This window comes from Blastococcus sp. TML/C7B, from assembly GCF_016612845.1.
Lineage (GTDB): Bacteria > Actinomycetota > Actinomycetes > Mycobacteriales > Geodermatophilaceae > Blastococcus.
This window is the reverse complement of sequence record NZ_JAEOAA010000001.1, coordinates 727730-749465: the sequence shown is the minus strand read 5'-3', so window position 1 is coordinate 749465 and position 21736 is coordinate 727730. Positions and strand designations below refer to the sequence as shown.

Sequence of the window (21736 nt, the reverse complement as noted above, 5' to 3'; positions counted from 1 at the left end):
CGGAATCCTCCAGCCCGGCGTGCGGGTGGGCCGTCACGGTGGGAGGCGCAGGACAGCGCAGTTCCGTCGAGGTCGTCTTCGAGGCCACGCAGCGCGACGGCGCGGCGCGTTGAGCACTGCTCGACCGCCGGCCGGCGAGCCGGGGTTCCGGAGGGGTCCGAGACTTCCGGTACTGGCAGTTCCCATCGGGGCGACCACGGGGTGCCCCGATGGGAACTGTGACGGCTCGGGTGCGGTGTGCACCGCCCGTCACACCCGTCCCAACCGCGAGGCGCCGATCCCGCGGGAGTCGTAGCTTCGTCCCCTGCGACGGACGAAGGGGGACGCCATGGAGCACCAGCTACCGCAGGCCGAGGGCGTGCGCCGCTACCTCAGCATCGGCTTCTGGCTGTTCGCCGCCGGTGCCGCCGCCGCGCTGGGCCTGGACCTGGACGGCGACGTCCTCGTCTGAGCGGGCGAAAGCCTCTTGCCGGGGGCGTGGAACAGGGAGATCGTCCGCGCATCGGCACGAGGAGGTGCGCGATGCCGTGGTGGGCGTGGGTCGGGATCGCGCTCGGGTGGGTGCTGCTCGCGATCGTTGCGGCCGTCTTCCTCGGTGCGTCGGCGACGGTCGTCCGCAAGGAGGAGGAGCGGGTTTTCCGCTTCCACGACAACGAATCCGCCGACTGGGCCGGCGGCACGTCGTCGGAGGTCCCCGACCGCTGGAGCCGACCGGCAAGATGACCTCGTGCTCCGCTGGTTGGTCGCCTTCATCGCCGCCGCGGTGCTCACCGCTTTCGCGTTGCTCCTGCTCAACGGGCAGTACCGGGTCGAGGGCGAGGTGCTGGTCACGCTCTGGGACGACCACGGCATCCACCGCGGTGACGTGCTGGTCGCCGGCGGCTGGCTGATCGGGATGATCGCCGTCGCGGTCCTGGCGCTCGAGCGCCCGCGCGACTGAGCCACCGCACGCCGTCGTCGCGCCGGATCGCCGGCCCGGTGGCAGCATGGCGACGGTGAAGACGTGGCTCGACAGCTGGCCGGTGTACCGGCAGCTCACCGGCGCGGACCCGTTCGGGCGCGGCGCGGCCGCGCGCAGCAAGGCGACCGACGCGACGGTGTCGCGGACCGCCACCGCGGACCGGGTGGTGAAGACCGTCTGCCCGTTCTGCGCCGTCGGCTGCGCGCAGAACGTGTACGTCAAGGACGAGCAGATCGTCCAGATCGAGGGCGACCCGGATTCGCCGATCAACCGCGGCCGGCTCTGCCCCAAGGGCAGCGCCACCAAGCAGCTGGTGACGAGCCCGACCCGCGTGACCACCGTGAGGTACCGCCGTCCCTACGGGACGGAGTGGGAGGACCTCGACCTCGACACGGCGATGGAGATGATCGCCGACCGCGTGCTGGCCGCCCGCGAGAAGGGCTGGCAGGTCGAGGACGGCGGCAAGCGCGTCAACCGCACCATGGGGATAGCGAGCCTCGGAGGGGCGACCCTCGACAACGAGGAGAACTACCTCATGAAGAAGCTCTACAGCGCCATGGGCGCGATCCAGATCGAGAACCAGGCCCGGATATAGCACTCCTCCACGGTGCCCGGTCTGGGTGCCTCGTTCGGCCGTGGTGGCGCGACCAACTACCTGGAAGACCTCGCGAACTCCGACTGCATCGTCATCGAGGGTTCGAACATGGCCGAGTGCCACCCGGTGGGCTTCCAGTGGGTCAGCGAGGCGAAGGCGCGCGGCGCCAAGATCGTGCACATCGACCCGCGGTTCACCCGGACCAGCGCGATCGCCGACCTGCACGTGCCGCTGCGCATGGGCACCGACATCGCGTTCCTCGGCGGGCTGATCAAGTACGTCCTGGACAACGAGCTGTACTTCAAGGACTACGTGGTCGCCTACACCAACGCCGCGGCGCTGGTGAGCGAGGACTTCGTCGACACCGAGGACTTCGACGGCCTGTTCTCCGGGTTCGACCCGGAGAAGAGCCAGTACGACGAGACCTCGTGGTCCTACGACCCGGGTGAGCAGGACTCCGCCACCGAGCACCCGGGCGAGGCGGCCTCGCAGGAGGACGAGGAGGACTCCCCGGAGGTCCAGGCGAGCGACCGCGGGCAGACCCACGGCAGCGGCGGCCCCACGATCCCGAGCAAGCCGCACCGCGACGAGACGCTGCAGCACCCGCGCACGGTGTTCCAGGTGCTCAAGCGGCACTTCGCCCGCTACACCCCGGAGATGGTGTCCGAGGTGTGCGGCATCGAGCCCGAGGTGTTCGAGCAGGTCGCGCAGTGGGTGACGGCGAACAGCAACCGCGACCGGACGACGGCTTGGGTGTACTCCGTGGGCTGGACGCAGCACAGCGTGGGCGCGCAGTACATCCGCACCTGCTCGATCCTGCAGCTGCTCCTGGGCAACATCGGCCGCCCCGGTGGCGGGATCATGGCGCTGCGCGGGCACGCCAGCATCCAGGGCTCCACCGACGTCCCCACGTTGTTCAACCTGCTGCCCGGCTACCTGCCGATGCCGCACGCCGCCCAGCACAGCTCGCTGGAGGAGTACGTCGCCGACGCCGCCGGCAAGGCCGGGTTCTGGGGCAACAAGCGCGCGTACATGACCAGCCTGCTCAAGGCCTGGTGGGGCGACGCGGCGACGGCGGAGAACGACTTCGCGTTCGACTACATCCCGAAGATCAACGGCGACCACAGCTCCTACCGGACGATCGCCGACATGATCGAGGGGAAGGTCTCGGGCTACTTCCTGGTCGGGGAGAACCCCAGCGTCGGGCACCCCAACGGCCGGATGAACCGGTTCGGCCTGGCCAACCTGGACTGGCTCGTCGTCCGGGACCTGCAGATGATCGAGTCGGCCACCTTCTGGCAGCAGGGCCCCGAGCACGAGACCGGCGAGCTGGCGCCGGAGACGATCGGCACCGAGGTCTTCTTCATGCCGGCGGCCACGCACGTGGAGAAGGAAGGCACCTTCACCCAGACCCAGCGGGTGCTGCAGTGGCGGCACAAGGCGGTCGAGCCGCCGAACGACGCCCGCAGCGACCTGTGGTTCTACTACCACCTGGGCCGGATCCTGCGGGAGCGGCTGAAGGACTCGACCGACCCGCGCGACCGGCCGCTGCTCGACCTCACCTGGGACTACCCGGTGCACGGCGAGACCCAGGACCCGGACGCCGCCGCGGTGCTGCGCGAGATCAACGGCGTCGGCCCCGACGGCCGGGCGCTGTCGTCCTACCTGGAGATGAAGGACGACGGCTCGACCAGCGGCGGCTGCTGGATCTACTGCGGCGTCTACGCCGACGAGGTCAACCAGGCCGCCCGCCGGAAGCCGGCCAAGGAGATGGGCGTGGCCGGCTCCGAGTGGGGCTGGGCGTGGCCGCTGAACCGCCGGATGCTCTACAACCGCGCCTCGGCCGACCCCGAGGGCAGGCCGTGGAGCGAGCGCAAGGCCTACGTCTGGTGGGACGAGGAGGCCGGCGAGTGGACCGGCAAGGACGTCCCGGACTTCGAGAAGACCAAGCGCCCGGACTACGTGCCCCCGGAGGGGGCCAGGGCGCAGGACGCGCTGGCCGGGACGGACCCGTTCGTCATGCAGGGCGACGGCAAGGGGTGGCTGTACGCGCCCGCCGGGCTGGTCGACGGCCCGCTGCCGACGCACTACGAGCCGGTGGAGTCCGTCGTCGAGAACGCGCTGTACTCGATCCAGGCGAACCCGACGGTCGAGCGGATCCCGGGGCCGTGGAACCGGGAGAACCCCTCGCGCAGCGAGGTCTTCCCGTTCCAGGTGACCACCTACCGGCTCACCGAGCACCACACGGCCGGCGGGATGAGCCGCACGCTGCCCTACCTGTCCGAGCTCCAGCCGGAGTTCTTCGTCGAGGTCAGCCCGGAGCTGGCGCGGCTGCGCGGGCTGAGCAACGGCGAGTACGCGACGCTGGTCAGCTCCCGGACGGCGATCGAGGCGAAGGTGCTGGTCACCGAGCGGATGCGGCCGATCCGGCTGCGCGGCGGCCAGGTGGTGCACCAGATCGGCATGCCGTACCACTGGTCCTACGCGGGCATCTCCACCGGCGACTCCGCGAACGACCTGCTGGGCATCGCGCTGGACTCGAACACCCACATCCAGGAGGACAAGGTCAGCACCGCCGACATCGTCCCCGGACGGCGCCCGCGCGGGCCGGAGCTGCTCGAGTTCGTCGAGTCCTACCGCCGCCGGGCCGGGGTCGAGTCCGGCCGGGTCGGGGTCAACGGCCGCGACCCGGTGGACGCCGACGCGGGCGAGGGGTCCCGGCTCTGATGACCCACGAGACGAAGGGCGCGGCATGACCTCGATCAGCTCCGTGAGCGCGGCCTTCACCGGCCGCGACCGCGGCAACCGGCTCTACGGCCCGGTGCCCGACGTGACCGAGCAGTCGGGGTACGCCGAGGAGCACCCCAAGCGGGTCGGCTTCTTCACCGACACCTCGGTGTGCATCGGGTGCAAGGCGTGCGAGGTGGCCTGCAAGGAGTGGAACACCCTCCCGATGGACGACTCGCACGGCGTGAAGGACGCGCTGGGCCTGTCCGGGATGTCCTACGACAACACCGGGCAGCTGGGCGCCAACTCCTGGCGGCACGTGGCGTTCATCGAGCAGAGCCGCGCGGTCGACCTGCCGATGCCGACGTTCGGGCGGCCGGGCGACGACCGGCACGACCACGGCACCTCGGTGGCGGGCAGCGGCGACCTGAACTCGACGGCGACGGCGCAGGCCAGCGTGCTCAACGCCGAGGCGCTCACCGAGTTCGACCCGCAGACCGGGCAGACCGGTGCGGACAAGCAGGTGCGGTGGCTGATGAGCTCCGACGTCTGCAAGCACTGCACGCACGCCGGCTGCCTCGACGTCTGCCCGACCGGAGCGCTGTTCCGCACCGAGTTCGGCACCGTCGTCGTCCAGGGCGACATCTGCAACGGCTGCGGCTACTGCGTCGCCGCCTGCCCCTACGGCGTCATCGACCAGCGCAAGGACGACGGCCGGGTCTTCAAGTGCACGATGTGCTACGACCGGCTGACCGACGGGCTGATGCCCGCGTGCGCCACGGCGTGCCCCACCCAGTCGATCCAGTTCGGCGACCTCGACGAGCTCCAGGAGCGCGCCGACGCGCGGCTGGCCACGCTGAAGGCGCAGGGCGTGGAGACGGCGCGGCTGTACGGGCGGGACGAGGACGACGGCGTCGGTGGTGACGGCGCGTTCTTCCTGCTGCTCGACGAGCCGGAGGTCTACGGCCTGCCGCCGGACCCGATCGTGACCACCCGCGACCTGCCGGCGATGTGGCGGGCGGCGGGCAAGGCCGCGCTGATGATGGTGGGGGTCGCCGCGACGGCGATCCTGGGCTCGCGGCGGGGCGCCCGGTGACCGGCGGCATCACCAGCCCGGGGGCCGGGTGGCGGCAGGCGGACCGGGGCCCGGCGACGCAGCGGACCGGCAGGAAGCGGCGCAGGCGCGGCGGGGGGCGCGGGCGCGGCGAGGTCCCGATGGTCGACGACGTCGAGTTCACCTCGTACTACGGCCGGCAGATCGTCAAGACGCCGGTGTGGAAGAGCCCCGACGTGCCGCTGTACCTGTTCCTGGGCGGGGCGGCCGGCTCGTCGGCAATCCTCGGCGCGCTCGCCGACGTCACCGGCCGGCAGGCGCTGACCCGCACCGCGCGGCTCACCGCCGGTGGCGGCTCGATCCTGTCGGTGGTCTTCCTCATCCACGACCTGGGGCGGCCGGAGCGGTTCCTCCACATGCTGCGGGTGCTCAAGGTGACCTCGCCGCTGTCGGTCGGCACCTACATCCTGGCGCCGTTCAGCGCGGCGGCCGGGGCGACGGCGGCGGTGGAGCTGCTGGGCTGGTTCCCGCGGCTCAAGCGCTTCGGTGGGGCGGTGGCCGGGGTGTTCGGCGGGCCGCTGGCCACGTACACCGGCGTGCTGCTGGCCAACACCGCGGTGCCGTCGTGGCACGAGTTCCACACCAAGCTGCCGTTCGTGTTCGGCGGCTCGGCGATGGCGGCCGGCGGCGGCATCTGCATGGCCCTGACACCGCTGGGCGAGTCGGAGCCGGCGCGGAAGATGGCGATCCTCGGCGCCGGCATCGAGCTGGCCGCGCTGCGCGGTATCGAGGGCAGCGACAGCTTCCTGGCCGAGCCGTACCACGAGGGCCGGCCGGGCCAGTTCATGCGCGCGGCCCGGGCGTGCACCGCCGGTGGCCTCGGGCTGGCCGTGCTCGGCGGGCGCCGACGGTGGGGGGCGGTTGCTTCAGGTGCGCTGTTGGCGGCGGGTTCGCTGCTCACCCGGTTCGGCGTCTTCGAGGCCGGGATCGCCAGCACCAAGGATCCGAAGTATGTCGTCGTCCCGCAGCGGGAGCGGATGGCGGCCCGGGAGGCCGAGGCCCGCTCCGTCGCCCGCTGATCGACGGCTCATCGGGCCGCTGCGACCGGTGATGTCCATCACCGACGGGCGCCGCGGTGCTGCTCCAGGGCACGACAGCGGCCGCTCGCCCGGCCACGCGCCCGGCGTGCGGGCGCCACGTCGGTCGGCGCGAGGAACGACGACGGACACAATGCCCGGCCGTCCACATGGCGGCACACAACCATATTGCGCTACTGACGGTCGGCGCCGCCGACGAGCGGAACCCGGCGGAATCCCGAGACGCGCACCGGTCTGTGGGCGGCTCCGTCCAGCGGTCGGGTGCCAGCCCTCGGCCGAGGCGCTGACCAGCGTCTTCGTCGCGCGGGACACCTGCCGCTCGAATAAACGAACCGTGCGGGACGGATTCGATGAATGGCTTCACGAATGGTTGCCTGACCATTGCTGGAATGCCGCTCGGGCTGCGACACCCGCACTCGCATGCGCGTACTCAGCGTCACGTCAGTGCGGATGAATCATGTCCCCCGCCGCCCGCTCGGACGGAAACAGGCAGGTCAGAGGCGCGGGCTGGTAGTGCTCTCATTGCTGTGAGTAACCGGTTGGCAGCCCTGCGTGGACTCCGGGATTTCCTTCTCCTTCCGTCCGACAGGTCCTACGTTCGCTGTGTCCGCTCATCACTGCGAGGTGATGCGCGGCCGGTGGACGAATGACCATTCCGTGAGCCCGGCGCGCCTGCGCCCCGGGCGTCACGGTGCACGGGGGGCTGTACAGGTGGGAACGGGGAACGGGGACGCCGAGACGCGCGTCGTGGACGGCGCGGCCCGTGGCACGGCGGTCGGTGTGGCAGAACCGGAGACCGCGCGGCAGTACCGCTTCGCCGGGAACACTGCGGTGCTCGCTCCCACCGGGGCCGCTCCCGGCTCCGCGTCGGACCCCCATGCGGCGGGCGGACGACGAGAGCCCCGGGTCACGGCCGTGATCCCGGCGCACAACGAGGAAGTCGGCATCGCGCAGACGATCGCGAGCCTCCGCCGGCAGACGCGACCGCCCCAGCGGATCCTCGTCGCGGCCGACAACTGCACCGACGGCACCGTCGAGATCGCCCGCGCCCTCGGCGTCGACGTCCTCGAGACCCGTGGCAACACCGCCAAGAAGGCCGGTGCGCTGAACCAGGGCCTGGCGCTGGTCCTGGCGGCGATGGAGCCCGACGACGTCGTCCTGTCGATGGACGCCGACAGCCGGCTGAGCCCCGACTTCATCGAGCGCGGGCTCCGCTACTTCGAGGCGTACGGCAAGCGCGGCGGGATCAGCGGCTCCTACGTCGCCGACGACCACCCGTCCCGCGTCGGCCTGCTCCAGAAGATCGAGTACAGCCAGGGCCTGCGGACGGTGCACCGCCGTGCGGGCCGGATCCACGTGCTCTCCGGGGCTGCCGCCATGTTCACCGTCGCGGCGCTGCGTGCCGTGGCCGACGCGCGCGGCTCGGAGCTTATCCCGGGCGTGCCCGGCCAGGTCTACGCCGAGACGTCGCTCACCGAGGACTACGAGCTGACCGTCGCCCTGCAGCGCCTGGGCTACGACCCGCGGTGCGCGCGGGACTGCCGGGTCGTCACCGACATCATGCCGACCTGGTCGGACTGGCGGACGCAGCGGCTCCGGTGGCAGCGGGGCACGCTCGAGACCCTGATGACGTACGGCTTCGTCGCCCACACCCGCAAGGCCTGGCTGGTCCAGGCGTGGACGTACTTCCGGAGCCTGGTGCCGCTGCTCATGCTCGCGGCCTGGTCCTACGCGGTGGCCTTCGAGGAGTTGTCGCTGCAGCTGATCTGGCTGGCGATCCTGCCGGTGTTCGTCCTCGACCAGCTCCTGGCGTCCTGGACATCGGGCCGGCGGGGCCGTCGCTACGCGGCGGTGCTCCTGCCGATGATGGTCTACGACCTGGCTCAGTCGGTCGTGAACTGGCAGGCGCTGTCGAAGGCGCTGCACGGCGCCGAGACCGAGTGGGTCACCTGATGGACGCCGCCGGCTTCACGGGCCTCCTCGAGGAGGTGACCCACGACGGGTTCATGGGCGTCACCGCCGTGCTGGCGACCGTGACCGTCGTGATGCTCGCGCTCGCGGTGCGCCGGATCCTCCCGGGCCACGAGCGCGACGACACCCTGCCGCCCCGCGGCGGGAACCCATGACCGTTCCCACGGTCACGCCGGCAGGGGAGTACCGCGCACCGCACTGGCACGACGCGCTGCTGCTGAGCCTGCCCGACCGGCTGATCTCCCCGCACACCCGCCGGTGGATCGAACGGGTTCCGCTGGTCGCCGTGGTCGTCGTCTTCACGGCGCTGGCGCTGCGGCTGCGCAACGGCGCATCCGCCGACGAGGCGCTCGCCATCAACAGCGGCCGCGACCTGATCTCCTCGTGGGTGACGCAGACCGCCGTGACCGGAAACGGCGAGGCGCTCTCCGGCGCGCGCTACCTGTACCCCTTCCTGGCGGCCACGCTCGACAGCGTCGGCGGCCTGTTCCTCGTCCGCGCGTTCGGGCTGGCCTGCGCGGTGGCCGCGATCCTCCTGGTGTCGGGCGCCGTCGCCCCGCGGTACTCGCACCGGGCCGGCGTCTTCGCCGCCACCGCCTTCGCGCTGAGCGCTCCGGTCGTGTTCGTCGCGGCGCTCGGCACGGCCGACGCCGTGGCCCTGGCCTGCCTCGCCGCCGCGCTCTGGTGTCTGGCGGCGCGGGGCAGCGCCGCCACCGCCCTGGTCGCGGGCGGCCTGCTCACCCTGGCATCCCTCCTCGAGTACTCCACGGCCGTCCTGGTGCCGGTCGTGCTCGTCGCCGGGGCGGCGCTGTCCGGCGTCGGCGCTCTGCGGCGGGCCGGGTATGCCGCCGGAACCACCGTGCTGCTCACGGCCTTCGCGTACGTGGTCGGCGCAGGGCCGGGCGCCCGCGCCTGGACCGACTTCCTCGGCGACGAGCCGTTGAGCCCGCAGTCGTGGACGGGGTCGCTCGGCTGGTTGGTGCTGGACATCGGGGTGCTGTCGGCGCTCGCCGTGCTCGGAGCCGTCCGGCTCGCCGGCGCAGGCGGACGCGACGCGCTGGTGGCTGCGTCCCTGCTCGTGGGGAGCGCTTCGTTCCCGGCGGCGCAGTTGTGGACCGGGGAGGCGGGCACGTTCGACCGGAACCTGGCGTACTCGGCCCTGTTCCTGGCGCCCCTGGCCGGGATCGCGCTGACGCGGATGTCGCGGGGGCCGTGGCGGTTGGGGCCGGTGCTGCTGATCCTGCCGGTCCTGGTGCTGTTCGGCGTCTCCCGGTCCGGCGTCATCCACGGCAACTGGCCCGACGTCCGGCCGGTCGCCGCCGCGATCCTCGAGGACCCGGGGCCGGGTCTGTACCTGGCCAGCGGTCCTGCCGCCGAGGCGCTGGAGTACTCCACGAACGACCTGCCGGCCGTGCAGTGGGAGGACACCTACGGCCTCTACGCCCAGGGCGAGGACGCCGTCCGCGTGGCGGTGGAGGACCTGCGCTACGAGACGATCGTCCTGCACTCCGCCGAGACGGGTTCGCCGGCCGAGGACGCGATGGAGGACGTCGTCCTCACGGCACTGCACGACAACTACACCGACTACGAGCTGGTGGCGTCGATCCCGGCGTCGGGCGTTGCCGACGCCGACGTGTGGCTGGTCTACCGCCAGGTGTCCCGATGAGCCGGTGGCGGGCAGCACTGGTGCCACTGGCGGTCGTGCTGGCGCTCGCCTTCGCCGGTTCCCGGGTGGTCGACGACGTCTCGGAGGCTGCGTCGTCGGCCGACCAGGTGCAGGCCGGCGTCCAGCAGGCCGTGCGGCCCGTCGCGAACGACTGCTCGGGCGGCTCCGTCGTCTTCACCTTCGACGACGGGCCGCGGCAGCACACCGGGGAGCTGCTCGACCGGCTGCGGGACCTCCGGATCCGCGCCGTCTTCTTCTGGAGCGGGCACAACTTGGAGGGCCGGGGAGACGTCGTGCGGCGCGCCGCCGCCGATGGGCACGTGCTGGGCAACCACACCCAGTCGCACGCGAACCTGACCAGCGGTGTGCTGCCGTCCGGTGCCACGGTCGCGCCCTGGGGCGCCGAGCAGATCCGTGCGGAGCTGCAGGGGGCCAGCGACCTGCTGGAGCGCCACGGCGCACCGGCGCCGCAGTACTACCGGCCGCCCTACGGCGCGGTGAACCGGCAGGTCGACGACGTCGCCCTGTCGCTCGGGATGCGACTGGTGATGTCCTACGGCCACGAGGCGAGCGACGGCCTGGTCGACTCCCACGACACCGAGGGGATCTCCGCCGGGGAGGTCTCGGCCAACGTCATCGGTCAGCTCCGGGACGGCGTGATCATCACCATGCACGACGGCCTGGGACAGGCGACGCTCAACTCGATCGAGGCGCTGCAGCCCATCGTCGACGAGATGAACCAGCGGCGGTTGTGCGCGACCACCGAGGTCCGGCCGGACGCGAGCGGGCGGGTCCTGCAGTTCGGCGAGTGAGCGCCGGTCAGGTCCCGAGCTCGGCGCCGAAGGCCTCGGCGAACGGATAGCCCTGGGCCGCCTCGATCGTCATGTCCCAGACGTAGGCGCCACGGACCCGCTGCCCGGCGTCGGCCAGGGCGCGGTAGGCGGCGAGATACTCGGTGACCGGCATCTGGCCCGGAGCGCCGATGGCCGAGCCGGCGTAGGACGTGCCGATGGCGAACCGGGACGGCGGCAGCCCGCGGTCGACCATCCGCCGAGCCGTGGCCTCGATGTCGGCGCGGCGCTCGGCAGGGGGCTGGGCGAAGTCGTAGAACTGCGGGCCGTAGAGGTCGCAGACAGGGCCGCGCCACGTGCGGCCGTCCACCGTGGCCTCGCCCTCGGCCAGCGCGAAGTCCTCGTAGAGGCGCAGGCCCGGCTCGGCGGAGGCGGTGACGGCGAAGTCGGATCCTCTGCCGGCCTTCAGCCGGGCGCTGGCGGTCACCAGGGCGTCCAGGTCGGTGCCGGCGCCGCCTCGCTCAAGGTCCCAGTCGATGCCGTCGCAGCCGTAGTCGTCGCAGATGCGCTCGACGCTCGCGACCAGTTCGTCGAACTGCGCCGCGGTGCGCAGCTCGATCCCGCCGTCGACCGCACCGCCGATGGAGAGCAGGACGACCGCACCCCGGGCTTGGACCGCGGCGATGTCCTCGCGCAACTGCTCCGAGGCGATCCCGCTGCCCTGGTCCGGTTCGAAGGCGAGCCGGCCCGTGCCGGGCTGGGCGCTGGTGGCGAAGGCGAGGAAGAAGACGTTCACCCGGTCGCTCGCCGAGGTCAGCCGGGGGGAGCCATCGGTACGCCAGTACTCGGCGACGACGGCGGTCGGGAGCGGATCCCGGGCGGTGGTCTCGTCGGACGGGCCGGACGAGCGGACGGCGATGACGACTCCCAGGGTGACGAGAAGTGTCACGGCGGTGATGAGACTTGCGGTATGGCGAGTGCGCAACCGCACGGCATCCCTTCAGCACTCGTCCGGCGCCGATGGCCGGAGGTGACCACACTACGGCTCGGCGCGCCGGCGTCGGCAGCGGTCGAAGCTGCTGACCTGGTTCCCGCGGTTCCCGCGGCTCGAGCGGTTCGGTGGGGCGGTGGCCGCAGTGTTCGGCGGGCCGCTGGCCACGTACACCGGCGTGCTGCTGGCCAACATCGCGGTGCCGTCGTGGCACGAACTCCACACCAAGCTGCCGTTCGTGTTCGACGGTTCGGCGATGGCGGCCGGCGGCGGCATCTGCCTGGCCTTCACGCCGGCGGGTGAGTCCGAGCCCGTGCGCATGAGGGCGATCATCAGAACGGGCATCGAGCTGGCCGCGCTGCGCACCGTTGAGGACAGCGCCAGCATCCTGGCCGAGCCGTCCCACTAGGGCCGGCCGGGCCAGTTCATGCGTGCGGCCCGGGCCAGCACGGCGGCCGGCCTCGGGTTGGCCGTGCTACGAGTACCCAGCCATCAGGCTGGCGTTGACCGAGGCGCTCCGGGACCCGCACCCCAGCCGGGCGCCGGGGAAGCGCCGCCCATGGCGTGGCAAGACGAGAGCCGCCGGCCTGTGTGTCGGTGGCCGCAGGGTGCCCGGGGTCCGGCGTTCCTCGTCGTCGGACTTGCGCGTCCCTTTCAGCGAAGGGCCCCACCATCGGCTGACTCGACATCTACTTCACAACGGCCGCAATTGATCACCATTTCGACTATCGACCACCATCGCCGTGTGGTACGACCCGAAGAGAGCGGCATGCGCCTGTCCTCATCCTCACGCACGGGAGTCAGAGCGCAGGCGATACCCCCCCTTCGGTGGAAGGATCGACATCCTGCTGGCCCGCGTTCTTGCGGTCGGCGATACCCTCCGGGCGCGTTGTTGAGGAATTTTACAGGTTCAGAAGGGCTCGGTGTTCGCTATGGCAATGGATCTCGGGTGGACGCCGCGGCCGGTGCCATGGGGCGGATGGGGAGCGCGCATCAGGGCCTCGACCGTATGGCGAAGGTTCGTGCCTGCGCCGGTCATGCTGAGCCTCATTGCCGCGATCGAGATGTTCGCTTCTTCTCGACGGCCTGAGCGCCTCGATGCGTCTCGAGCGGCCATGGAAGCGGTGGTGGGCGGAACGTGTTCCGAGGCTGACATACAACGTCTAGCTCGCCGGCACGCGGTGGCGCAGGCGCAAGGCGAGGAATTGGCCTGGCGCCCGTGGTTGCTACGCCGTCTTCCCATCAGGGGCGCTGGCCATTTGACGGAGGCTGTGGCGAGCGGTCGAGGAGTGATCGTCAGCTTCGTCCATCTCGGCCCGCTGGTTGGTCGGGCAGTCCTGGGACGCCTGCTGCCCACCGCCCATCTGCCGGTGGCGGAGTACCTGTTCCAGAACAATCCTCCTGGCTATGACGGTTACCGAGCGGAGCGGATCCGGAGGATTCTTCGAGCCTCGGACTATCGGATTCTTCCGGCCAAAGGGTCAGGTCGAGCGCTGCGGGAGGTGCTCGGCAGCGCAGGGATCGTCATGGTCGCCATGGATGTCCCCGGTCCGACGCCGACAGACTTCTTGGGCAAGTCGGTTGAATTGGCGAACGGAACGTCGAAGCTTGCGTCGGCCACGAACAGTCTGGTCGTCCCGATCTCAGTTAGGCCGCGCGGGCGATTCGGTTGGGAAGTGACTGTGGAGACAGTCCTGGACCCCCAAGATTTTCCGTCGTGGGCCGAGCTCCACCAGGCATTAGCGGACGTCCATGACGGAGTGGTCACCCGTCACCCGGAGCATCTCGAGTCCCCGCTGCGTGATGGTGGGTGGGCGAGGGCGGACCGTTTCGGGTGGTGCGTGAGCCGTTGACCCGAAACAAGACCCCGGGCGCGCGCGAGATAGCGGCGCAGCATTCTGCCTCGGTGTCCGCGGCTGCAGGACCGAAGGACGCATGAGGCAGCGACCGTTCAGGGCGATGTTGGTGAACGAGAACATCGGCGGCCACGCCACGGTTCACCACCACCTGAGGACCGTGGCAGCCGAGCGCGACGATCTGGACGTACGCATCATCGATGTTCCTCCGCCCACCTTCTTGCGGAAGGTCGCGGCAGTTGCGGTCCCGGGACTGGCCAGGTTGGATGCTGATTTGCGCTCGGTCCGCTACCAACTCGCACAGTCGGCCAGCGTGGCGCGGCAGCTACCGAGGTGGTTGGCGGAGGCATGGCCGGGGGAGCGTCCTGACGTCGTCCACCTCTACACTCACAATGTCGGCCTCCTCGCCGGGCGGTTGCTGCGCGAGATCCCGTACGTGGTGACGATCGACTCGACCAATGCGCAGAGCAATCTCATGCACCCGGCTCGCGAACCAACGCGCTTCTCCTCTTGGTCGACCAGGGCAGTCAGGCCGTTCGAGCGGCGGGTCTACGCCCAGGCGCATCGAGTGATCGCCAACAGTGCCTGGTGCGCTCGCTCGGTGCGGGAGGACTACGGGATTGCCGCTGAGAAGATCGAGGTCGTGCCGATGGGAGTAGCGCTCCCTAAACTGTCACGGGTCGGCCGCGGCGGGCGCCCCCTGCCCCGCATCCTGTTCATCGGGCGAAGCCATGGAGCGCAAGGGTGGCTACGACCTGCTCGAGGCCCACCAACGCTGGTTGGCCGATAGGTGTGAACTCGTCCTGGTGACGCAAGATCGAGTAACTCCCGGTCGAAACGTGCGGGTCGTCGACGACATTCGGCCTGGTGATGGGCGCATAGGCGGGCTCATAGCGGGCAGTGACCTGCTGGTGCTTCCCAGTCGGCTCGATCAGTGGCCCAATGCCGTCATGGAAGCGATGGCTTATGGCGTGACACCGGTCGTTGCTGCTGTCGGCGGGATGCCAGAGATGGTCGACAACGGCCGGGCGGGCGTGGTTCTCCCCGATCGGAGCCTGGAGTCTATCCGTGACGCGGTCGCGAGCCTGCTGGACGACCCGGAACGCCGGAGACGCCTCGGTGAGAGTGCCCGCCGGCGCGTCGAAGATTACCTCGACGTCCGACTGACAGCGAACCGACTGTTCGATCAAATCCGATCTGCGGCCGAGGGTTTGCCGAACTAGTTGCCGGGGCGGTTCGTCTGACCAGTCCTAGGTGGGGCTGGTGTGACAGGGTGCAAGGATGAGCTTTCGGTCCGCGACGATTCGTGCAAAGGTGAGTTCTTGCCTGCCCGCGAGGATCGTCGCATCTGCACCCACTGCGGGGTAGGAATCGGTCACTCGCTGGCACCGCGTTGTCGTCGTCCATCGGAGTGGTCCGTCGCACACATCTTCGCGACCCCACGTGTCAAGGGGCCATGATGATCTCGTCCACCCACCCACTATGGCTAGCCGTCAGCCGGCGGCTGAGGGTCGGGGCTGTCGCAGTTACAGCACTTACCTTGGTGGGCATGTCGGGGTGTGGTGTGGCGCCGGAGACGGCCTCAAGGGCCATGGACGGGGGACGGTCCACCGCGGCGGCAATCTCGCCGGAGGCTTCTCCGCACGTCGAAGAGTCGTATGCGGGACCGGCTGGGCAGCCCACCTCGGCAGGCGCACCGCCCGCATCAACCGGCTCCGGGTCGTCCATGAGCGGCACGCTCTCAGCTGGCGCGGTCGTTCCGGTACCTCCAGTCCCATCTAGCCGAGTCGGCGTGGATGGCGTGGTGCCGGTGGCTCCTTCGGAGAGCTTGGTTCTGGGAGTGACCATTTTCGCGATGTGGCGGGATTGGCCGATGACCCAACAACTGATGGACCACGCGCGGGATTCCGGGTCGTCTTGGATTCGCGTTGACATGGGGTGGTGCACCCTGCAGGAGGAGGGTCCGGACCGCGTCTCTGCTTGGTATCAGGAGCGGCTGGACTTCGTCGTGGACAGTGCAGCGCAGCGAGGTCTGAAGCTGCTGATCATGGTGGGCTGCACGCCAAAGTGGGCGGGCGGAGGTGACGACTTGACAGGCTTTCCCAGCGATCCGTCGGACTTCACCCGCGCGATGACCTATCTGGCCTCCCGGTACCAGGGCAGAGTCGCTGCGTGGGAGATCTGGAATGAGCCGGACTGCCGTGGGGGATGTCCAAACGGCTCGGCGAGCGACTACGTGCCGGTACTCCAAGCCGGCTACCGCGGAGTGCGGGCCGGCGATCCGTCGGCTGTTGTCGTCAGCGCAGGCACGAGCGGCAACAATGCGCCGTGGATCGAGCAGATGTACGCGGCCGGCGCAAAGGGGTTCTTCGACGTTCTAGCAGTGCATCCCTACTTGGAACCGGTCACCGCACCCCCGGACGCTCCCTCGGCAAACATGGTCTACCGCCTCACGTCCGTCGAGGCCGTCCACGACGTCATGGTGCGGTATGGCGACCAAGGGAAACCCATCTGGTTCACCGAGTTCGGCTGGACCACTGCTTCGTCAGGAGAGCGGCCCGGGGTCGACGAGGCCACGCAGGCGGCGTATCTGCGATCGGCGGTAGAGTTGACGGTTCGTCGGTTCCCCTACGTGACGGCAGCGTTTTGGTTCTGCATGCGTGACAGAGACGATTGGACTCCCTATGAGAACCACTTCGGCCTGTTGCGTCTGGACGGTTCGGCCAAGCCTTCGTTTGCGGCGCTGCAACAGGCGAACGCCTGGCTTGGAGCAAAGTAACGGCCGGACTCCTTTCCCCGGACATGAATAGATATCGGCCGGAGTCCGGATGTGGGTGTCCGGGTCGTGGACCGCGTGACTTCGGGACAAGTCTGCGATGAATTGCCGCTGAACATGGTCGTCATCTCGACCGCCGTCGACGTCAGCGAGTCCTCAGCGGACTCGGGCCGGTCAACTGTCAACTCGCTTCCAGCGCTGGGGCCGCTGGCCCGGCGTGGGCGGTGAAGGCGAGTCCACCAAGCTGCGGCCGCGTCTTCACCAAGCCGATGAGTCGGATGGGATCGCTGCGAACTTGTCGGCTCCTCGCCGCTCCCGTCGGCCCCGCCCGAGAAAATCCCTGATGCCGATGAGTTCTATGACGGCAAGGACGGTGGCGCCCACGGTTGTCCCCACCACAGCGGACAAGGCGGTCGGGGAGTGCGCCGTTAGGGCCACGCTGACCAGAATGCCGACCGAGGCTCCGGCCACGGTTGCTGCGAACATCCACCGGAGCCGGCCAGCGGCAAGCAGAACGGTGAAGCACACGTAGCACAACATGATCGGCAGCGCGGATAGGGCGACGACGCGTACGGAGGGAACGGCAGACTGCCACGTCTCGCCGAAGGGGATCGTGGTGAGCGGTTCGGCTAAGGTCGCGCCGGTCAGCGCGACGATGCTTCCGACGGCCGCGGCCAGCCCCACGTACTTGCGGGCTGCGCGTTTGAACGCCGCAGGATCCTGGACGAGGGCTGACAGGCCGGGGACCAGCCCCAGACCCGCCGTGTGTGCCACTGTGACGCCCGCGTCGAAGAACCGCGTCGCGACAATGTATACGGCCAATGCGCCGACGTCCCCTAGGGAACCGACGACGATGGTCCCTTGCCGCCATAGCAGGATCACGGCGGTCCCAGCGATGGCGAGCCAGCCGCTCTGCCGGAGCAGTTGTCGGCTGCGAATTCGGTTGCGCCGAGCAGGCCGAACGACGAATGTCGCTACGGCGAGGACCCCGGTCTCCTTCAGGGCCACGACCACCAACAGTTCGGTCGCTCCGCCGCCCATATGCACCACGATGACACCGGCCACGGCAAGTAGCGCCGCCGATGCAACCTGCAGAGCACCTTCCAGGACGACCCGTCCAGTTGCCCTCAGCACCTCCGACCAGAGGTTGACCATGCTGCCCACAATCACGAAAGCGACGGCTACGGCGATGGCAGGAAGGGAGGCGGCGTCGGGTCCGAGCGTCACAGTCAGGATCACGGTGGCAAACGCCGCCATTAGGGCGGACGCCAATTGAGGCAGGAAGGCGGCTCGCAATGCATCACCGGCGGCCAATTTGCCTGCTGCGACCTCCCGGCCAGCGATCGCTGAGACACCCAGATCGGTGAGCATCGTGACGAGGGTTGCGGTTCCCAAGAGGTACCCGTAGACGGCCACCGTGTCAGCGGAAGCCACGCGCGCCAGCACGATGATCAGAAGGATGCCGATGAGCCGGCCGGCCAGCCGGGAGATGATCGCAGCGGCCAACCCCAGGCGGGCAAGTCGGAATCCTGAGTCCGTCACACCGGTCATCGCTGGATCTGCCGTTCCTGATCGGCGGCGAGCAGAAGGCCGAGCACATAGAGCGTCAGGAAGCCTGTCGCGTAGCTCGCCAACGAGGAACGGCCAATCCAATCGACCATCGATACTGCGAGCACGGCCAGGGCCGCCCAGGAGGTCGCATCCGAACGCCCGCTTCGGCACCGTCTAAGCAGGATCACCGCCAGGCCGACGAAGCCGCCGACGAGCGCGATGGTGCCAGCCAAGCCGACGTCCGACTGCACCTGTGCGTAGGCAGAGTCCAGGAAGGCCGGGTCGCCTGCGAAACTGGCCGTCGGGGCAACGGCGGGGTCATGAGATGCGGGTGGCGTAATCGCGAGTGGCAGTTCGCGGGTGGACCCGATGCCCAGGGCGCCGACACCGTTGCCGATGAGCATCGATTCCCAGCCCTGCACGGCCTGCCCCCATGCCAGGTTGCGGCCATTCAAGCCGAACAACAGCGGTGTCTCCGGGGCCCCAGGGCGCACCGATGTGGTGATGGTCGCCAGCAGGAAGATCCCCGCGAGAACAGCGACGGCGGTCAGCGCCAAGGCCTGGCGCCACCATCCACGCCTGACCGCGTAGAGAAGCAGAAGAATTGCCACCTGGACGAGCGACGTCCGCACCGAGGTCGCGCCCAGAGCAGCGGCCCCGGCCACCAGAAGGACGACGGCCTGACCCCGCTTGGCTACGAACAGGCCCAGTGCCAAACCGAGGACAGCGAGGGCGGCGAGTTGGAACGGATCGTCGAAGGTGCCTGATGTCCTCAGTGAGCCGCCGCTGGTCACTCGGACCTGGGCGCCGTACTGGTATCCCCATCCGCGTAGTAGGGCTTCCAGACCGGCCGCGCGTTGAGCCCATGCAAACGCTGCCTCGAGAGGGAGCACCACGGTCATGGCCCTCACCAGGTGTTGGAGTGTGCGCTGCGGCCGATCGGTAAGTAGTCCGACGAGCAGCAAGGCGAGGGCCTCCATCAGCAGTCGGGAGCCGAAGATCCACGAGCTGCCGTGCTGGCCGGCCGGATCGAGCAGGTACAGAGCGGGTACGACGGCAATCGCCGCGAGCACGCCGCCGAGAGTCCGCGTCCCCGCCAGCGCACGCGGGCCCCGGCTCAGCAACCTCGAGACGACCACCAGGACGAGGACGAGGACGAGGACGTCTTTCAGGAGCCCTATTCCTGGGTGCACCCGAAGACGGAGCTCACTTGATGTCGAAAAGATGATCAAAGCGGCCCAAGGAGCCAGCCACGGAGCGCGAAGCAGCAGGCGAACTGTCCCGACGACCATCAGCAGGCCGATGGCCACGCCAGCCACGCCGATGGCTGCGCTGTCCGGATAGGTGGCGACATAACCCGCGGTCCCCGCGACCACCACCCCCAGCAGCAGGCACCACGACCGCTGAAGTAGCCCTACGTCGAGCGCCGTCGCCCCGGACCGGTCGAGTCGCCCGATCGCTGTGATCATGTCGGGATGACGACGGCGTCTGCGCTCCGCCATCCCGCCAGCAAGTCGACAGCGTCTGAAAGCGTGGTGCGATACGTCCCCACCGGCGCCACGAGCACCAGCGCGGCGACACCGTCTGCTGGGCGTCGGCCGACGACCGCAGCGACGGGATCGCTGACCGTGACGACACGAGCGGCCTCATCTTCGTCACGGCTTTGCGCACGGAACCAATCCGCGACATCTAGAGCGGACTTCTCCGCGTCGCTTTCCACGGGGCAAACAACGACGTCACCGTCGAGCTCGTTGTCGAACAGCTGACGGGCGAGGCGGGCGCTGTCGGCCCCACCGGTGCGGCGCGCAAAGCCAACGGCAGGGAGCATGGTCAGTCGCTGAGCATCGCGGACCCGGCTCACGGTCGGTCGAATGGTCGCCAAGCCAATCACCAGCAATACGCCCAGTGCCAAGCCGGCGATGCCCAGCGCTATTGGGAGCTGAGCAGTCGGCGACGTCTTGATCGCCTCCGTCGTTCCGATCACCCGAAAGGGTTGAACCGTTCCTTGCAGTAGTTGCGCGCGGATGGACAGTCCGCTGTCCACCCCCTCCGGATCGAGGCTCGGCAGCGTGGCCGCCGTTGAGGCGATCTGCTCGCTTGCGGTGTCCGAGAGCGCAACGCCGACGGCCTCGGCGATCCGTCGTGCTTCTGCACCGCCTCTGGCGGCGGCCTGGATCATGACGACGTGCGAGGTCGACTCGGGGGCGGCATTCACGCGCTCGGCGTAGTACCTCCAAGGCTGGCCGTCACCGAGGGCGGCCGCGGCGCGGGTCAACACCGGCTCTGAGCCCGCCATAAGCGCCGCCTCGGCAGTGTCCTGCGCGGTCACCGGTGTGACCTGACCGGTCATCAGCAACGTTTCACTCGAGCCGATCTGGACCTGGACACTGGTCGACGCCTGGCCATTCCGGGCCGCGAGCCTGCCCAACGACGAGACCGGACACGACGCCCGCCGCTACCAGGGCAACTATCAGGACCGTGATAAACCGACCCGATCGGGCGGCGCGGTGCTTGGTCATTCGGACATCCCTTTCGCCGGCATTTCCACCGGGAGGCTGGTGCTCGCGACGGTGATGTCGTCGAGGAGGTCGGCGAACTGCTGGGTCCAGCGGTTCATGGAGTGGACCCGCTGAACCCGCTCCCAGCCAGCTCTCCCCCATCGAGGCCGCTCGCTCAGTCCGTCATCGAGGCCTTCGATGATCGCTCGGCCGAGAGACACAGGATCCCCCGGCGATATGAGGCGCCCAGTCACGCCATCGTCGATGAGCTCTGGCAGCCCTCCGACATTCGTGGACACGACGCCTCGTCCAGCAGCCATCGCTTCAAGAGCCGCGTACGGAAAGCACTCGATGTTGTACGAAGCCAGCACGAGCAGATGAGCGTCTTGCATGAGGGAGTCGATATCGGACCTGACGCCGAGGAACTCGACGCGCTCGGCCAGTCCGAGCTCACGGACCGTTCGCTGGAGGTTCTCTCGGCACGGTCCATCGCCGACCAGGCGGAGCCGCGTTTCAGGATGCTGAGCTAGCACCTGCCGCATGGCGCGAAGGACCAGTTCATGCCCCTTGTCCGCGCGCATCGCCGCCACCATGAGAACGGTCGGAGCTACGGCAGGGGGCAGCGAACGAGGTGTCGCGGGGGCCGGGACGGCATTAGGCACGACGCTTATCTTGGGCGCTGGCAACCGCAGGTCGTCCATCAGATAACGCACTTGGCTGTGGCAGACCGCCCCATAGCGGGTGACGGCCTGGCCGGTCAGTTGCTCGAAGATGCGCTCGCGCAATCCCCGATAGCCGATGTGGCCGTACGTGTGCTTCCACGCAAGATATGGAACGGCGTCCCCGCGGAGGGCCAGGCGAACCGCGAACTCCGTAAACACTCCGTGGCCGCTGATGGCATGCGACTGATTTCGCGTGAGCGTCTTGCGCACAAGCCTTGCTGCTTCGAGGATGCCTCTGCCACTGTCGGGGAGAGGGCGTACCTCGTGCGACACCCCGGCGCCTATCAACCGGTCGCGAAGGGGCCCGTCACCGAATGAGAGGACGTGCGGGTTCCACCGTCGGCGGTCGAGATGGAGTGCCGCCAAGACAGCGTGGACCTCCGCTCCTCCTGCGTGCAGCGAGGGCGTCACGATGAGCACATTCCGGCTCATTCTTCGTGATCCCGTGGCAGACGCCGCCTCTGTGCAACGGCGGTTGGC

General features: G+C 69.4%; 19 protein-coding genes and 1 pseudogene. 15 read left to right on the top strand and 5 right to left on the bottom strand.

What is annotated here, in order from left to right:
- Positions 1-328: 328 nt before the first annotated feature.
- The 10 genes and pseudogenes from JKP76_RS22065 (at position 329) to JKP76_RS03605 (ending at position 10883) form a co-directional block, all read left to right on the top strand.
- Positions 329-451, top strand: coding sequence for a hypothetical protein (locus tag JKP76_RS22065; protein WP_255522502.1), 123 nt, complete (start codon positions 329-331; stop codon positions 449-451).
- A 71-nt stretch (positions 452-522) separates the two neighbouring features.
- Positions 523-723, top strand: coding sequence for a hypothetical protein (locus tag JKP76_RS03650; protein ID WP_200489598.1), 201 nt, complete (start codon positions 523-525; stop codon positions 721-723).
- A gap of 4 nt (positions 724-727) precedes the next feature.
- A complete protein-coding gene (locus JKP76_RS03645; RefSeq protein WP_200489597.1) occupies positions 728-940 on the top strand; it encodes a hypothetical protein in 213 nt (70 codons plus the stop codon).
- A gap of 46 nt (positions 941-986) precedes the next feature.
- Positions 987-4283 (top strand): annotated as a pseudogene (gene fdh / locus JKP76_RS03635) (formate dehydrogenase).
- A gap of 25 nt (positions 4284-4308) precedes the next feature.
- Positions 4309-5379, top strand: a complete 1071-nt coding sequence (locus JKP76_RS03630) for a 4Fe-4S dicluster domain-containing protein (RefSeq protein ID WP_200489594.1) — start codon at positions 4309-4311, stop codon at positions 5377-5379.
- Positions 5380-5498: 119 nt separating this feature from the next.
- Complete coding sequence (gene nrfD / locus JKP76_RS03625) at positions 5499-6416, top strand: NrfD/PsrC family molybdoenzyme membrane anchor subunit (protein WP_242471177.1); 918 nt, start codon at positions 5499-5501, stop codon at positions 6414-6416.
- A gap of 645 nt (positions 6417-7061) precedes the next feature.
- Positions 7062-8387, top strand: coding sequence for a glycosyltransferase family 2 protein (locus JKP76_RS03620; protein WP_242471448.1), 1326 nt, complete (start codon positions 7062-7064; stop codon positions 8385-8387).
- Positions 8387-8560 (top strand): hypothetical protein, encoded by a 174-nt coding sequence (locus JKP76_RS03615; RefSeq protein ID WP_200489591.1) that lies wholly within the window; start codon positions 8387-8389, stop codon positions 8558-8560. Before JKP76_RS03620 ends, JKP76_RS03615 begins: the two co-directional genes overlap by 1 nt.
- Positions 8557-10071 carry a hypothetical protein gene (locus JKP76_RS03610; RefSeq protein ID WP_200489590.1) on the top strand — a complete coding sequence of 505 codons (1515 nt, stop codon included), beginning with the start codon at positions 8557-8559 and terminating at the stop codon, positions 10069-10071. The genes JKP76_RS03615 and JKP76_RS03610 overlap by 4 nt, the downstream gene beginning before the upstream one ends.
- A complete protein-coding gene (locus JKP76_RS03605) occupies positions 10068-10883 on the top strand; it encodes a polysaccharide deacetylase family protein (protein ID WP_200489589.1) in 816 nt (271 codons plus the stop codon). The genes JKP76_RS03610 and JKP76_RS03605 overlap by 4 nt, the downstream gene beginning before the upstream one ends.
- Positions 10884-10890: 7 nt before the next feature.
- On the opposite strand, the gene JKP76_RS03600 is transcribed toward JKP76_RS03605, so the two are convergent.
- The gene (locus JKP76_RS03600) at positions 10891-11811 is read right to left on the bottom strand and encodes a glycosyl hydrolase family 18 protein (RefSeq protein WP_200489588.1); all 921 of its coding nucleotides are present in this window, start codon (positions 11809-11811) and stop codon (positions 10891-10893) included.
- A 178-nt stretch (positions 11812-11989) separates the two neighbouring features.
- On the opposite strand from JKP76_RS03600, the gene JKP76_RS03595 reads away from it, so the two are divergent.
- The 5 genes from JKP76_RS03595 (at position 11990) to JKP76_RS03575 (ending at position 16488) form a co-directional block, all read left to right on the top strand.
- Positions 11990-12262 carry a hypothetical protein gene (locus JKP76_RS03595; protein ID WP_200489587.1) on the top strand — a complete coding sequence of 91 codons (273 nt, stop codon included), beginning with the start codon at positions 11990-11992 and terminating at the stop codon, positions 12260-12262.
- 613 nt (positions 12263-12875) lie between these two features.
- The gene (locus tag JKP76_RS03590; RefSeq protein ID WP_200489586.1) at positions 12876-13706 is read left to right on the top strand and encodes a hypothetical protein; all 831 of its coding nucleotides are present in this window, start codon (positions 12876-12878) and stop codon (positions 13704-13706) included.
- A 112-nt stretch (positions 13707-13818) separates the two neighbouring features.
- The gene (locus tag JKP76_RS03585; RefSeq protein ID WP_200489585.1) at positions 13819-14499 is read left to right on the top strand and encodes a glycosyltransferase family 4 protein; all 681 of its coding nucleotides are present in this window, start codon (positions 13819-13821) and stop codon (positions 14497-14499) included.
- Positions 14441-14932, top strand: a complete 492-nt coding sequence (locus tag JKP76_RS03580) for a glycosyltransferase family 4 protein (protein ID WP_200489584.1) — start codon at positions 14441-14443, stop codon at positions 14930-14932. Before JKP76_RS03585 ends, JKP76_RS03580 begins: the two co-directional genes overlap by 59 nt.
- Before the next feature lie 569 nt (positions 14933-15501).
- Complete coding sequence (locus JKP76_RS03575) at positions 15502-16488, top strand: cellulase family glycosylhydrolase (RefSeq protein ID WP_200489583.1); 987 nt, start codon at positions 15502-15504, stop codon at positions 16486-16488.
- 255 nt (positions 16489-16743) lie between these two features.
- Here JKP76_RS03575 and JKP76_RS03570 read toward each other — a convergent pair whose 3' ends face one another.
- From JKP76_RS03570 to JKP76_RS03555, 4 genes are all read right to left on the bottom strand, one after another.
- Positions 16744-18036, bottom strand: a complete 1293-nt coding sequence (locus JKP76_RS03570) for a lipopolysaccharide biosynthesis protein (protein WP_200489582.1) — start codon at positions 18034-18036, stop codon at positions 16744-16746.
- Positions 18033-19505: a hypothetical protein gene (locus JKP76_RS03565; protein WP_200489581.1), complete on the bottom strand. Its 1473-nt coding sequence runs from the start codon at positions 19503-19505 to the stop codon at positions 18033-18035. The genes JKP76_RS03570 and JKP76_RS03565 overlap by 4 nt, the downstream gene beginning before the upstream one ends.
- The gene (locus JKP76_RS03560) at positions 19502-20464 is read right to left on the bottom strand and encodes a hypothetical protein (protein WP_200489580.1); all 963 of its coding nucleotides are present in this window, start codon (positions 20462-20464) and stop codon (positions 19502-19504) included. Before JKP76_RS03560 ends, JKP76_RS03565 begins: the two co-directional genes overlap by 4 nt.
- A gap of 87 nt (positions 20465-20551) precedes the next feature.
- Positions 20552-21688, bottom strand: a complete 1137-nt coding sequence (locus JKP76_RS03555; RefSeq protein WP_242471174.1) for a glycosyltransferase family 4 protein — start codon at positions 21686-21688, stop codon at positions 20552-20554.
- Between the last annotated feature and the right edge of the window lie 48 nt (positions 21689-21736).